The organism is Nonomuraea sp. NPDC001699 (assembly GCF_053596455.1).
On record NZ_JBSFGF010000014.1, the window covers coordinates 13,726 to 27,656 of the forward strand.

The 13,931-nt window shown below is 72.4% G+C and carries 10 protein-coding genes and 1 pseudogene; 7 read left to right on the plus strand and 4 right to left on the minus strand.

Annotated elements, in window-relative coordinates:
- Positions 1–160: 160 nt before the first annotated feature.
- Together recX and recA are read right to left on the minus strand one after the other, a co-directional pair.
- The gene (recX, locus tag ACWCSU_RS33850) at positions 161–700 is read right to left on the minus strand and encodes a recombination regulator RecX (protein WP_449940718.1); all 540 of its coding nucleotides are present in this window, start codon (positions 698–700) and stop codon (positions 161–163) included.
- Between the two features lie 1,517 nt (positions 701–2,217).
- Positions 2,218–3,312, minus strand: coding sequence for a recombinase RecA (gene recA / locus ACWCSU_RS33855; RefSeq protein WP_352323144.1), 1,095 nt, complete (start codon positions 3,310–3,312; stop codon positions 2,218–2,220).
- Positions 3,313–3,638: 326 nt separating this feature from the next.
- Between recA and ACWCSU_RS33860 the strand changes: the two genes are divergently transcribed.
- Positions 3,639–4,301, plus strand: a complete 663-nt coding sequence (locus tag ACWCSU_RS33860; protein ID WP_449940454.1) for a GNAT family N-acetyltransferase — start codon at positions 3,639–3,641, stop codon at positions 4,299–4,301.
- Positions 4,302–4,685: 384 nt separating this feature from the next.
- Complete coding sequence (locus ACWCSU_RS33865) at positions 4,686–4,961, plus strand: hypothetical protein (protein ID WP_357694258.1); 276 nt, start codon at positions 4,686–4,688, stop codon at positions 4,959–4,961.
- On the opposite strand, the gene ACWCSU_RS33870 is transcribed toward ACWCSU_RS33865, so the two are convergent.
- Entirely contained in the window at positions 4,944–5,138 is a 195-nt protein-coding gene (locus ACWCSU_RS33870; protein ID WP_357694260.1) for a DUF3046 domain-containing protein, read from the minus strand. The genes ACWCSU_RS33865 and ACWCSU_RS33870 overlap by 18 nt on opposite strands.
- A 43-nt stretch (positions 5,139–5,181) precedes the next feature.
- On the opposite strand from ACWCSU_RS33870, the gene ACWCSU_RS33875 reads away from it, so the two are divergent.
- Positions 5,182–5,376 (plus strand): hypothetical protein, encoded by a 195-nt coding sequence (locus tag ACWCSU_RS33875; RefSeq protein WP_357694261.1) that lies wholly within the window; start codon positions 5,182–5,184, stop codon positions 5,374–5,376.
- Positions 5,377–5,390: 14 nt separating this feature from the next.
- On the opposite strand, the gene ACWCSU_RS33880 is transcribed toward ACWCSU_RS33875, so the two are convergent.
- The gene (locus ACWCSU_RS33880) at positions 5,391–5,879 is read right to left on the minus strand and encodes a VOC family protein (protein ID WP_357694263.1); all 489 of its coding nucleotides are present in this window, start codon (positions 5,877–5,879) and stop codon (positions 5,391–5,393) included.
- Positions 5,880–5,968: 89 nt separating this feature from the next.
- Between ACWCSU_RS33880 and ACWCSU_RS33885 the strand changes: the two genes are divergently transcribed.
- From ACWCSU_RS33885 to ACWCSU_RS33900, 4 genes and pseudogenes are all read left to right on the plus strand, one after another.
- A complete protein-coding gene (locus tag ACWCSU_RS33885) occupies positions 5,969–10,615 on the plus strand; it encodes an ATP-dependent helicase (RefSeq protein ID WP_449940458.1) in 4,647 nt (1,548 codons plus the stop codon).
- Between the two features lie 36 nt (positions 10,616–10,651).
- A complete protein-coding gene (locus tag ACWCSU_RS33890; protein ID WP_449940461.1) occupies positions 10,652–11,431 on the plus strand; it encodes a hypothetical protein in 780 nt (259 codons plus the stop codon).
- A gap of 131 nt (positions 11,432–11,562) precedes the next feature.
- Positions 11,563–11,907 (plus strand): annotated as a pseudogene (locus ACWCSU_RS33895) (FCD domain-containing protein); the annotation flags it as partial.
- A gap of 91 nt (positions 11,908–11,998) precedes the next feature.
- Positions 11,999–13,747: a gamma-glutamyltransferase family protein gene (locus ACWCSU_RS33900; RefSeq protein WP_449940721.1), complete on the plus strand. Its 1,749-nt coding sequence runs from the start codon at positions 11,999–12,001 to the stop codon at positions 13,745–13,747.
- Positions 13,748–13,931 lie beyond the last annotated feature (184 nt).

Below are 13,931 nucleotides of genomic sequence, written 5' to 3' on the forward strand. Positions count from 1 at the left end.
CGCCCGAAGGGGCTCTGGGCCCGAAGGGGCTCTGGGCCCGAAGGGGCTCTGGGCCCGAAGGGGCTCTGGGCCCGAAGGGGCTCTGGGCCCGAAGGGGCTCTGGGCCCGAAGGGGTTGGGAGTCTAGGGAGGTCGGGGCGGGTCAGGTGTGGTTCTGGGGATCAGGAGAAGTCGTCGTCCAGGTCGATGCCCTCCTGTTCAAGAGCCTCCCGGATCACCCGGTACGCGAGCCCCGACGAATACCCCTTGCGCGCCAGCATGCCGGCCAGACGCCGCGTACGGGTCTGCGGGTCGAGGGACCGGGTGGAGGAGAGCTTGCGGTCCACCAGTCGCCGGGCCGTCTCGGCCTCCTGGTCGGAGTCGAGGCGCTCCACGGCGTCCTTCACGGTGTCGGTGTCCACGCCCCGATGGCGCAACTCGGCCGCGAGCGCACGTTTCGCCAGGCCGCGACCATGGTGCCGGGAGTCGACCCAGGCCTCCGCGAACGCCTCGTCATTGATCAACCCGAGCTCGACGAACCGGTCAAGCACCTTTCCGGCCGCCTCATCCGGCACGTCCCGCTTGCGAAGGGCCTCGGCGAGTTGTGCCCGGGTCTTGGGAGCCATGGTGAGCAACCGCAGGCAGATGGCCCGTGCCACGGATTCCGGGTCCGCCTCGGGTGCCGCCGCGGCGGGACTGTCGGCGTCCGGGCCGTCGGGCAGCGGCCCGCCACGGCCCGCCGCGCCTCTCCCGGAACGTCCACTCCCTCTGCCGCTCCCCCAGCCGGTTCCCCGGCCGCCTGCACGACGTCCTTTGCTCGAACGCTTCTTCCCACCCGCGTCCTGCTCGTCGCCGAACCAGCTGCTTCCGGCCAGTACCTCAGAATGCCACTCATCGGCGCCGTGCTTCTCCGCGGGAGCAGCCGCACCCGCCGCCGCTTCCTCAACGCCGTCGGGCTCGTGCGGAACCTCCGGCTCGGGCAGGCGCTCCTCCACAGGGACATCCACAGGGACATCGCCGCCGCCCTCACCGCTCAGCCCAGCCGGACGCCGTCCGGAGAGGCCCTCACCATCCTGAGCTCTCCGCCTGCTCGTACGCCGCCCAGCAGTGTCCGCGCCCTCATGGCCGCTCTGCTCGCCCAAGGGGCTTCCGGAGAGATCCTCGTCGGACTGGACCTTCCGCTTACGCCTTCCAGAACCGGCCTCGCGGGCTCGTCCCCGGCGGGCGTTCTCGGGAGACTCGCCTGTAACGGTGTCACTGTCGGCAGAGGCCTTGCGCTCTCCCGGCCAGACGAAGATCGGCGCGTCGGCACTCTCCTCCGACCGCCCCCGGGACGCCCGCCCTCCGGTTCGTCCACGACCGCCTGAGCTGCGGCCGTCGGGTGCGGCTTCTTCGCCCGGGACGGGCTGATCGGCCGAGTGACGCCCATCAGGACCGAGCTGGTCCGGCAGGTCACCACGGTCAGCGACCCACCACGCCGTGCCCGCTTCGCCACCGGGCCCAACACCCGCGGCATCACCCAGCCCAGCACGCGCCTCATCACTGAGCCCGGTGCCCGAGGCATCACTCAAGCTCGCGTCGGCTTCACCAGCCTGCCCCTCGGCATCCCCGTCGGCCTGACTGCGCTGGTCACCCGGCCAATGGAAGGTCGGCGCCGCCATCTGCCGGCCCGGGCCCCACGCCGGAGGCACGTCGACGGTCCGCCCGCCGGACGTGCCCTCGTCCTCCACCTGAGCATGAACGATCACCTCGTCGGGGACGACGACGTCAGCCACGACGGCTGCGTCGTCCGCCTCAGTTTGGACGTCCGCGTCGTGAGCCCCGGCTTGGCCGGTCATGTCATCCAGCCCGGCGCGGGCAGCCGTGTCCTCCGCCCCCGTGTCGGCGGAGGAGGAGTGGTCGTCGTCCGGGGTGGGGGTCTGGGAGGCGGTGGCTCGGAGGCGGGCGCGTTGTTCGTGCCATTCGTCTACCGATGGCCAGCCGTCCGTGGCCGACCGGGCCAGGTCGGCGCCACGCGAGCCCCCACCGGAGGCCCGGCGACCGGTCGCCCGGGTCACCGGCTCGGAGGTGGGCATCGGCTCGGGAACAGCGGCCCGGGTCGTCGACTCGGGGGTGGTGGCCCGGGGGCCGCGGGGTCCGCGCTTCTTGCGCTCCCCCGAGGCGGGGAGGTCGGGCCATGCGCCCCAGTCCTGGGAACGGGGCGCCTGCGACGGATCCCTGTCACTCATGCGCCGACCGATCAGACGTCACCAGGCTTGGGGGTGGACTTCGAGCCACGACCCGAGGGCGCGGCGGCGGGAGCCGGGACGGCGGCGGCGGGCTCGGCGGGCGTGTCGAGCTTCGGACCGACCCCGAGCTTGTCCTTGATCTTCTTCTCGATCTCGTTGGCCATGTCGGGGTGGTTCTTCAGGAAGTTGCGCGCGTTCTCCTTGCCCTGGCCCAGCTGGTCGCCCTCGTACGTGTACCAGGCGCCCGACTTGCGGACGAAGCCGTGCTCGACGCCCATGTCGATGAGGCCGCCCTCGCGGGAGATGCCCACGCCGTAGAGGATGTCGAAGTCGGCGACGCGGAAGGGCGGGGCCATCTTGTTCTTGACGACCTTGACCCGGGTGCGGTTGCCGACCGCCTCCGTGCCGTCCTTCAGGGTCTCGATGCGGCGGATGTCCATGCGGACCGAGGCGTAGAACTTGAGCGCCTTACCACCGGTCGTGGTCTCGGGGCTGCCGAACATGACGCCGATCTTCTCGCGGAGCTGGTTGATGAAGATCGCGGTGGTGCCGGTGCTGTTGAGGGCGCCGGCGACCTTGCGCAGGGCCTGGGACATCAGACGTGCCTGGAGGCCGACGTGGCTGTCGCCCATCTCGCCCTCGATCTCGGCCTTGGGCACCAGGGCGGCCACCGAGTCGATGACGATGATGTCGACCGCGCCGGACCTGATCAGCATGTCGGCGATCTCCAGCGCCTGCTCACCGGTGTCGGGCTGGGAGACCAGCAGGGCGTCGGTGTCGACGCCGAGCTTCTTGGCGTATTCGGGGTCAAGGGCGTGTTCGGCGTCGATGAACGCCGCGATGCCGCCGGCCCGCTGGGCGTTGGCCACCGCGTGCAGGGCGACCGTGGTCTTGCCCGAGGACTCGGGGCCGTAGATCTCGACGATGCGCCCACGCGGGAGGCCGCCGATGCCGAGGGCCACGTCAAGGGAGATCGACCCGGTGGGGATCACCTCGATGGGGGCTCGGGCGTCGTCACCCAGTCGCATGACGGAGCCCTTGCCGAACTGCCGCTCGATCTGAGCGAGCGCGGTCTCGAGGGCCTTCTCGCGGTCGTTGATAGCCATGGGAGCTCCCTCTGGAGGGTCGTGGTCCGATCAGTCGAGTGAAAGCTACGGCCTGCCACCGACATTTTCTGCGACGGTCGGAGAAGGCGTGGCCGAGTTCGGCAAGGTTCATCGTAGCCGAACGACTGTTCGATCACATCACGAACACGCTGCTGGGCTGCATGCGGCGTGTTCAGTGTCCCGTGACAGCGAAGGTCGAGCGTGTTGGCGACGCGTCACTCGATCTTCGGTGTCACGAGACCGATGGTCATCAACCTTCGTGACGATGATCAGCATTCGCTGGGTGTCCTGTGACAGCGAACAATGTGCGTTGCCGCCGAAGGTGGATGACCAGGAGGTTCGCGCCACCGAGGTCTGAGCGGGGAGGGATTGCCGAGGTGCTCACACTGAAGGCGGTCGCCGAAGACCCGCTTGTCCTGACGTGGCGCCTGAACCTGAGTGACGGTTCGGAGGTCGCCTTCCGACCGCTCATGCACACTGACGCGGAGCGTCTTGCGGCCTTCCTTGAGGGGCTGTCCGCCGAATCGAGGCGACTGAGCGCCTTCGACGGGTACGACCTCAAGGCCGCCCGGAAGCTGTGTGACGCGATCGCGCGTCACGACAAGCTCAGGCTGGTGCTTGAGGACGTGCTGTCCGGCAGGATCGTCGGCCTTGTCGAGTTCAGTCTCGATCCTCACCCGGCGGACATCGCCCGCTACCGGGAGGCCGGCATCCACCTGGCGGCGACGGACTGCCGCTTCGGCCCCACCCTGGCCGACGACCACCAGGGGAGGGGGGTGGGAACGCAGATCTTCCCGCTCGTCGCGGACGTCGCACGGCATTTCGGCAGGAGGAGAATCATCCTGTTCGGCGGCGTTCTCGCCGACAACCCACGCGCCCTTCGCTCCTACAGGAAGCACGGCTTCCAACTGGTCGGCTCCTTCACCGGGAGGGACGGCACACGGTCGTTCGACATGATCCTGGACCTCCGTCCGCCATCGGGCCAGTGACGCCTTCGCCGGCGCGGGCCGCTCAGGAAAGGGCGAGGCCGTGCCCGGATGCCGCTCGCGTTCATGGTGGTTGCCGGCTGACGGATCGGCCGTGGGGTCTGCCCTGGGGGACGGGCGCTTGCAGGGGTCCGGGCCGGACGAACACCTGTCCCCTGCGGACGGGGGACATGTGAACCAGGCCCGGGGAACGTGGATCGCCGCGCGGGGAGACGTCACGGACGTTCTCCCCACCGGTCCGGAGAGCGTGGTCATGGGACCGCAGTGACGGGTGAGGCGCGCGGAGCGGAACGTTCCCGATCTTCCGCGCGGGTTGCCGCCGACGTGTTGTCATACGCCGTGAGCTGGGGAGACTCACTTGCAGGGTACTGGCTTGGAGGCGGCGAAGTGGCGAGTGGCTACACCGGGGAACGACGCACCCTTCTGGAGGAGCTCGCCGAGTTGCTGCCCGACCGGGGGCTGGTCAGCCGCATGGTCGGCGGCGACGACCCGGTGCTGTGGGTGTGGCATCCGCGCACGCGCCGCCAGACGATCGTCTTCGCCACCCCCTCCAGCGGAGGCTGGACGTTGTTGTGGTCGCCGGGCGGGCAGGGCGACGCGGACGACCTGGAGGGCACGGCGGACGCGCTCCGCCGTGCGCTCGGCTCAGCGCAGCCGGGGTGAGACGTCCTCCACCTGGCACACGGCCCGCCACACGGTCTTGGCGCTCTCGCCGTCGGCCAGCGCCTGCGTCACGGTACGGCCGCCCAGCGGGGCGATCACGTAGTCGCGGGCCCACGAGTCGGCATAGGTCTCGCCGAAATGGGCGTTCATCCGTCTCCAGAACTCGGTCAGGCGCATGAACCAAGTATGGAAGCGCGTCAGGTGTGGGTAGGACATCCGCATGCCGAAGACCCCCAAGTCCTCACCCCCGAAGAGCGCCAGGACCAAGGCCAACAGAGCGCGCCGCCGCCGGCTGTTACTCGCGATGCGGCAGGCCGTGCAGAAGGAGAAGGGACAGCGCTCGGAGCGGCACGCCGGAATCAGGCAGGAGCCCCGCGCGGGCGTACCGCGTACGCGCAGGGCGTCACGGCGCTGAGCCGGGACGCACGGTCACAACACCCGCGTGCCGTACATCTCACCGAGATGGTCGGCGAGCAGCTCCAGGCGGGCGCCGTCGGGGTCCTTGAAGTAGATGGAGGCGCCGCTCTCGATCTGGTGCGGCACGCCGGCCATCTCCAGCTTGCCGCGCAACCGTTCCCAGGTGGCGGGGTCGACGGAGATCGCCACGTGGTGCAGCCCGCCGAGCACCTCCTGGTACGGGCCGAGGTCGAGCCCCGGGAAGTCGAAGAAGGCGAGCAGGTTGCCGTTGCCGATGTCGAAGAAGAAGTGGCTCGAACCCTTGTAGTCGCGGTTCTCGATGATCTCCGTCAGCGGGAACTCCAGAAGTTCCTGGTAGAACTTGATGGTCCGTTCCACATCGGACGACAGCAGGGCCACGTGGTGCAGGCCACGGGCGCTGCTCGACGGCCGGTGCGTTAAGGCGTACCGGTCTCGCAACTGGGCGCGTCGGCTCTCGACGGCGGCATAATCAATGGTCACGGTCGCTGTATGTCCGTCTTGCCCCCCGCTCAATCGCCCGTCGCCGCTCCAATGCGTTTTCTGTCGGTGGCGCGAGGCAGTATGTGCAGGTGAGCTCGCTAGACCACTTCACCCAGGTGACCAGGCAATGGTTCGCCGGCGCCTTCCAGGCGCCCACGGCGGCCCAGGAGGGCGCGTGGGAGTCGATCGCGCGCGGTGACAACACGCTGGTCGTGGCCCCCACGGGGTCGGGCAAGACGCTGGCGGCGTTCCTGTGGTCGCTCGACAGGCTCGCCGCGCGGGCGGCCGGGCAGCTCCCCGGCGAGACAACGGCGAAGGCCCCCAAACCGGGCACCCGCGTGCTCTACGTGTCGCCGCTCAAGGCGCTGGCCGTCGACGTCGAGCGCAACCTGCGCGCGCCGCTGGCCGGGCTCAGGCAGACGGCGCGCCGGCTCGGGCTGCCCGTGCCGGAGATCTCGGTGGCGATCCGCTCCGGCGACACCCCGGCCGAGGAGCGCAGGCGGTTCGCCGCCAAGCCGTCCGACATCCTGATCACCACCCCCGAGTCGCTGTTCCTGCTGCTCACCAGCCAGGCGCGCGACGCGCTGCGCGACGTCGAGACGGTGATCGTCGACGAGGTGCACGCGGTCGCGGCCACCAAGCGCGGCGCCCATCTGGCGCTCAGCCTGGAGCGGCTCGACGCGCTGCTGGAGCGTCCGGCGCAGCGGGTGGGGCTGTCGGCGACCGTGCGGCCGGTGAGCGAGGTGGCGGCCTTCCTCGGTGGCACGCGTCCGGCCACGGTGGTGCAGCCGCCGTCCGACAAGCGCATCGAGATCGAGGTCGTCGTCCCGGTCGAGGACATGACGGAGATGGAGGGGGCGCCCGATCCCGAGCAGGTCGAGCCGTCGTCCGGCCGGTCGATCTGGCCCCATGTGGAGGATCGCCTGTTCGACCTGATCGAGGCCCACAGCTCGACGATCGTGTTCGCCAACTCCAGGCGGCTGGCCGAGCGGCTGTGCACCCGCCTCAACGAGCTGGCCTACACGCGGCGGCAGGGGCTGGAGGCGATCGACCTGTCGATCTGGGAGACGCCGCCGCAGGACCACGAGGCCCCGGCCCCGCCCAGGCGCATGCCGGCCGAGACGATGGCGCAGGCGGGGGCGAGCAAGGGGGTGGTGACGGAGATCGTCCGGGCCCACCACGGCTCGGTGTCGAAGGAGGAGCGGGCCCAGATCGAGGAGGCGCTCAAGTCGGGGCGGCTGCCCGCCGTGGTCGCCACCTCCAGCCTGGAGCTGGGCATCGACATGGGCGCGGTCGACCTGGTGGCGTGCGTGGAGGCCCCGCCGAGCGTGGCCAGCGGGCTGCAGCGCATCGGCCGGGCCGGACACCAGGTGGGCGCGGTGTCCCGTGGGGTGATCTTCCCCAAGTACCGGGGCGACCTGGTCCAGACGGCCGTGGTGGCCGAGCGCATGCGCGGCGGGCAGATCGAGGAGCTGCGCTACCCGCGTAACCCGCTCGACGTGCTGGCCCAGCAGATCGTGGCGATGACCGCGCTCGACGAGTGGACGGTCGACGAGCTGGAGACCGTGGTCAAGCGGGCCGCCCCCTACGCCACCCTGCCGCGCAGCGCGCTGGAGGCGACCCTCGACATGCTGGCCGGCCGCTACCCGAGCGAGGAGTTCGCCGAGCTGCGGCCGCGCATCGTCTGGGACCGCGTCTCCGGCACGCTCCAGGGGCGGCCCGGCGCGCAACGGCTGGCCGTGACCAACGGCGGCACGATCCCCGACCGGGGCCTGTTCGGCGTGTTCCTCGTGGGCGAGAAGGCGTCCCGGGTGGGCGAGCTGGACGAGGAGATGGTCTACGAGTCGCGCGTCGGCGACGTGTTCGTCCTGGGCGCGACGTCGTGGCGGATCGAGGACATCACGGCCGACCGGGTGCTGGTCTCCCCCGCCCCCGGTCAGCCGGGGAAGCTGCCGTTCTGGCACGGCGACACGGCCGGGCGGCCGGCCGAGCTGGGCCGGGCGATCGGGCAGTTCCTGCGGGAGCAGGCCAAGCACGGTTCCACCGACCGCATGCGGGAGGCGGGGCTCGACGAGTTCGCCGCCGGCAACCTGCTGGCCTACCTCAACGAGCAGCGCGAGGCCACCGGCTACGTGCCCGACGACCGTACTCTGCTGGTCGAGCGCTTCCACGACGAGCTGGGCGACTGGCGGGTGGTGATCCACTCCCCCTACGGCGCGCGGGTGCACGCCCCCTGGGCGCTGGCGATCAACCGGCGGCTGCGCGAGCGTTACGGCATCGACGTGCAGGCCGTGCACTCCGACGACGGCATCGTGCTGCGCATCCCCGACACGCTGGCCGAGCCGCCCACCGACGTGGCGGCGTTCGACGCCGAGGAGATCGAGCAGATCGTCACCGAGGAGCTGGGCGGGTCGGCCATGTTCGCCTCCCGCTTCAGGGAGTGCGCGGGGCGGGCGCTGCTGCTGCCGCGCCGCGTGCCGGGCCGGCGCAGCCCGCTGTGGCAGCAGCGCCAGCGGGCCGCCCACCTGCTGGGCGTGGCCTCCCAGTACGCCTCGTTCCCGATCGTGCTGGAGACGATGCGCGAGTGCCTCCAGGACGTGTTCGACGTGCCGGGGCTGGTCCAGCTCATGCGCGACATCGCGGCGCGCCGGATCCGGGTGGTGGAGGTGGAGACCTCGCAGGCCTCGCCGTTCGCCGCGTCGCTGCTGTTCCACTACATCGGCGCGTTCATGTACGAGGGCGACGCGCCGCTGGCCGAACGCCGCGCGCAGGCCCTGGCGCTGGACACCACGCTGCTGGCCGAGCTGCTCGGCCAGGCCGACCTGCGCGAGCTGCTCGACCCCGACGTGATCGTGACCAGCGAGCGCGAGCTGGCCCGGCTCGACCGGCCGCTGCGCGACGCCGAGGACCTGGCCGACCTGCTGCGCTCGCACGGGCCGCTGCTGAGGCCCGACGTGAGCGTGCGCGGCGGCGACCCGTCCTGGCTGGAGGAGCTCGAACGCGCGCGCCGGGCCATCCGCGTGCGCGTCGCGGGCGAGGAGCAGTGGGCCGCCGTCGAGGACGCCGCCCGGCTGCGCGACGCGCTCGGCGTGCCGCTGCCCGTGGGGGTGCCGCACGTGTTCCTGGAGCCGGTGCCCGACCCGCTGGCCGACCTGGTGGCCCGGCACGCCCGCACCCGTGGCCCGTTCCACGCCGGCACCGCCGCCGCCAGGTTCGGGCTCGGCGTGGCCGTGGTCACCGACGCGCTGCGGCGGCTGGCCGCCTCGGGGCGGGTCGTGAACGGGGAGTTCCGTCCGGGCGGCCGGGGCGAGGAGTGGTGCGACGCCGGGGTGCTGCGGATGTTGCGCCGCAGGTCGCTGGCCCGGCTGCGCAAGGAGGTCGAGCCGGTCGCGCCCGAGACGCTGGCCCGTTTCCTGCCCGCCTGGCACGGCATCACCGGTTCGGGCTCGTCGTCGTCCGACGGCTCGCGGGCCGGGGCGGCCCGGGCCATGGACGCGCTGGTGCGTTCCGTCGAGCAGCTCCAGGGGGCCGCGGTGCCGGCGTCGGCGCTGGAGACGCTGGTGCTGCCCTCGCGGGTGCCCGGCTACCATCCGGCGCTGCTCGACGAGCTGACCTCCTCGGGCGAGGTGATGTGGGTGGGGCAGGGGTCGTTGCCCGGCGGCGACGGGTGGGTGTCGCTCTACTTCGCCGACACCGCGCCGCTGCTGCTGCCCGAGCCCGCCGAGATCACGATGACACCGCTGCACGAACGCGTGCTCGACCTGCTGGGCGGCGGCGGCGCGCTGTTCTTCCGGGGCATCTCCGACCAGCTCGGCGCCCAGGGCGGTGCGCTCGACGACGCGGCGCTGGTCTCCGCGCTGTGGGATCTGGTGTGGTCGGGCCGGGTCTCCGGCGACACGCTCGCGCCGCTGCGGGCGACGCTGGGCACCGGGCGTCCCTCGCACCGGCCGGCCACGACGCGGCGGCGGCGGGCCGTGCTGCCGTCGAGAAGCGGGCCGCCGACCGTGGCCGGGCGGTGGTGGCTGCTGCCCGGGCCCGCCGACGACACGACGCAGCGGGCGCACGCGCAGGCCGAGGTGCTGCTCGAACGGCACGGGGTGGTGACGCGGGGCGCGGTCACCTCCGAACGGCTGCCCGGCGGGTTCACGCCCGTCTACCAGGTGCTTCGCGCCTACGAGGAGAGCGGCCGGTGCCGCCGGGGGTACTTCGTGGAGGGGCTGGGCGGTGCGCAGTTCGCGTTGCCGGGCGCCGTCGACCGCATGCGGGCCATGGCTCCGGGCATCGCGCCGACCGGGGGCGGGCCGCATGAGAGCTCCGGTCCTCCTTCCGAGGCCCCCGTCCGGGAGAGCGGCGGGCGGGTGACGCCGGGGCGGCGGGCCGTGGTGCTGGCCGCGGCCGATCCGGCCAGCCCGTACGGCGCCGCGCTCCCCTGGCCGCAACGCGCCGGCGATGTCGGGCACAAGCCGGGCAGGAAGGCGGGCTCGCTGGTCGTGCTCGTGGACGGTTTTCTCGTCCTCTATGTGGAGCGGGGCGGCAAGACGTTGTTGTCGTTCGCCGACGACGAGCGGCTGCAACCGGCCGTCGACGCCCTGGCGCTGGCCGTGCGCGACGGGGCGCTCGGGAAGCTGACCGTGGAGCGGGCCGACGGTACGTCCATCGTGGAGTCGCCGCTGGCCGCCGCGCTGGAGGCGGCCGGGTTCCATCCGACCCCGAGGGGGTTGCGCCTGCGCGCCTGAGGAGCGTGGCGGCCGGAAAGGCTGGAGGATGAGGGCATGCCGCCTCTGCAACGCTTACGTTCCGACCTCGGCTCCGGCAAGAACCTGGAGATCTACGTCACGACGGTCATCGCGCTCGTGGTGGGAGTGCTCGGCGTCCTCGGCGTCGTCAAGGGTGAGATCCTGGCGGCGGCGACGCTGGCCACGCTCGCCCTGCTGGCGGCGTCCGCGCTCGGCCCCAAGCACCAGGTGGCCGACCTGGAGGCGCGCGTGGCCGAGCTCAACGCCCTCGTCCGCGACCGTCTGGCCGGGGAGGCGTTCCTGACCACCCGCAAGGACGGCCTGGATCAGCGGGTCGCCCGCACCGATGACCTGCGCTTCGCCGGGGTGACGCTGAGCCGCACGATCCGCGCCCATGTCGGCGACCTGCACAAAGCCCTGGAACGCGGCGCGTCGCTCAAGGTCCTGGTGATCGACCCGGCGGGCACCGCGCCCGAGGAGGCGGCCAGGCGAAGCACGATCCCGGAGCAGACCGACATCTTCACCCATCGCGTGAAGTCCACCCTCTACCTGCTGCGCGACCTGCCCCACCGGGACCGCGTCGAGGTGCGCTTCCTGCCGTTCGTGCCCGCGTTCGGGCTGGTCCTGCTGGATCCCGGCGACGACGACGGCGTCATCCACGTCGAGCTGGGCACCCACAGCACCGCGGGCCGCGACCCCGTCTTCACGCTGACCCCGCGCCGCGACCACGTCTGGTACGAGCACTTCCTGGCCGAGTTCGACCGCATGTGGGAGGTGGCCAGACCCGCCACCGCCGCGGACGGCCTCGGCGACTGACCGAGCCTGTATACGATTGGCCGTCATATGGCTGAACCGACGGCGGGCGCCGCCCGCACGACCCTGCGGGACGAGGTCACCGAGGAACTGCGCCGCCGCATACTCGCCGGCGCGCCGGCGCGGCCGGGGAGGCCGTCGAGGCCGGTCGCCCGGCGGAGGTGGCCGAGCTCAACACCGCCTTCCACCTGGCCGTGGGCGAGGCGGCGGGCAACTCCTACCTCAACCTGATGATGAAGCCGATGGTGCAGCGGGCGCAGTGGATCTTCAGCCGGACCGCCGCCGTCCGGGCGCCGCACTCGTGGACCGAGCACCTGAGCCTGTGCGAGGCCATCGCGGCGGGCGACGAGGACGAGGCCCAGGCCAGGGCGGTCGCGCACGTCGCCGCCGCGCGCCGGTCGTTCCTCGCGGCCGTGGCCCGTACGACGAGCCCCCGGACGACGGGACGCCCAGGTGAACCGCCCTTGGGCCACGGCTGAGGCGCCAGGATTGTATACAGTCTCCTGAACCGTCCCCCCGGAGGAGAGACCGTTGTTCACCACCCGGCCCGAACTGACAGGCGACTTCGGCATGGTCGCCAGCACGCACTGGCTGGCCTCGGCGGCCGGGATGGGCGTCCTGGAACGCGGCGGCAACGCCTTCGACGCGGCGGTGACGGCCGGGTTCGTGCTCCAGGTCGCCGAGCCGCATCTGAACGGCCCCGGCGGCGAGGTGCCGATCCTGCTGTGGAGCGAGGAGGAGCAGAAGGTGTCGGCGGTGTGCGGCCAGGGCGTGGCCCCCGCCGCCGCGACCGTCGAGCGCTTCGCCGCGATGGGCCTGGACGTCGTCCCCGGCACGGGTCTGCTGGCGGCGACGGTGCCGGGCGCGTTCGGCGGCTGGATGTCGCTGCTGGAGCGCTGGGGCACCTGGTCGCTGGCCGAGGTGCTGGCCCCGGCGATCCACTACGCCGAGCACGGCGTTCCGGTGCTCGACCGGATCGCCGCCACGATCGGCACGGTCGAGGAGCTGTTCACCCGCGACTGGCCCACGTCGGCGGCCACCTGGCTGCCGGACGGCCGGGTGCCCGCGCCGGGGTCGAAGCTGGCCAACCCGGTGCTCGCGGCGACCTACCGCAGGCTGGTCGCCGAGGCCGAGGCCGCGTCGGCCACCCGCGAAGGCCGGCTCGCCGCCGCCCGACATGCCTGGTACGAGGGTTTCGTCGCCGAGGCCGTCGCCGGCTTCAGCTCCGGCACCGCCTGGCGGGACAGCTCGGGCGAGGTCCACGGAGGCCTGCTCACCGGGGACGACCTGGCCCGCTGGTCGGCCTCGGTCGAGGAGCCGGTGAGCTTCGACTACCGCGGGCACACCGTGTACAAGACGGGACCTTGGGGACAGGGGCCGGTCTTCCTCCAGCAGCTCGCGTTGTTGTCCGGGTTCGACCTCGACGCCGTCGACCTCCTCGGCGCGGACTACGTGCACCTGGTGACCGAGGCGGCCAAGCTCGCCTTCGCCGACCGCGAAGCCTGGTACGGCGACGCGGACGTGCCCATGTCCGACCTGCTGGGCTCGGCGTACAACGACGAACGGCGGCGGCTGGTGGGGGCCGAGGCCAGCCTGGAGCTGCGGCCGGGCGCCCCCGGCGGCCGGGAGCCGCGCCTCCCGGCCTTCCCGCCCGGCAGGGCGGCCGTCACCTCCACGATCCCCGCCCCCGCGCGGCCGGGCATCGGCGAGCAGACGGTGACGTCGGACGGCGCGGTGCGGGGCGACACCTGCCACGTGGACGTCGTGGACCGGTTCGGCAACATGGTCTCGGCGACGCCCAGCGGCGGATGGTTGCAGAGCTCGCCCACCATCCCCGAGCTGGGCTTCTGCCTGGGCACCCGGGCGCAGATGTTCTGGCTCCAGGAGGGGCTGCCCGCCTCGCTGCGGCCCGGCGCGCGCCCGCGCACCACGCTCTCGCCGTCGTTCGCCACCAGGGACGGCAGGCCGTGGCTGGCGTTCGGCACCCCGGGCGGCGACCAGCAGGACCAGTGGAGCGTGAACTTCTTCCTGGCCGTCGTGCACGGGCGGCTGAACCTCCAGGAGGCGATCGAGGCTCCCATGTTCCATTCGGCGCACTTCCCCAGCTCGTTCTTCCCGCGCGGCTCGCGTCCCGGGGTGCTGCACGTCGAGGAGCGGCTCGACCCGGGGGTGGTGGCCGAGCTGCGGCGGCGCGGGCACGAGGTCGAGGTCGAGGGGCCGTGGTCGCTCGGCAGGCTGAGCGCGGTGGCCCGCGACGGCGCCTTCCTGAAGGCCGCCGCCAACCCCCGCGGCGCCCAGGGCTACGCGGCGGGCCGATGACAAGCACCGACCTCGCGCTTCCGGCCGTCCCGATGACCAGCGCCGACCTCGCGCTTCCGGCCGCCCCGATGACCAGCGCCGACCTCTCGTCCCGGTCGGGGGTGGGGCGATGACGGGTGGGGAGTTCGTGTTCCTGGGCGCGGTCGGGCTGGTGGCCGGGGTGGTCAACGCGCCGGCCGGGGCG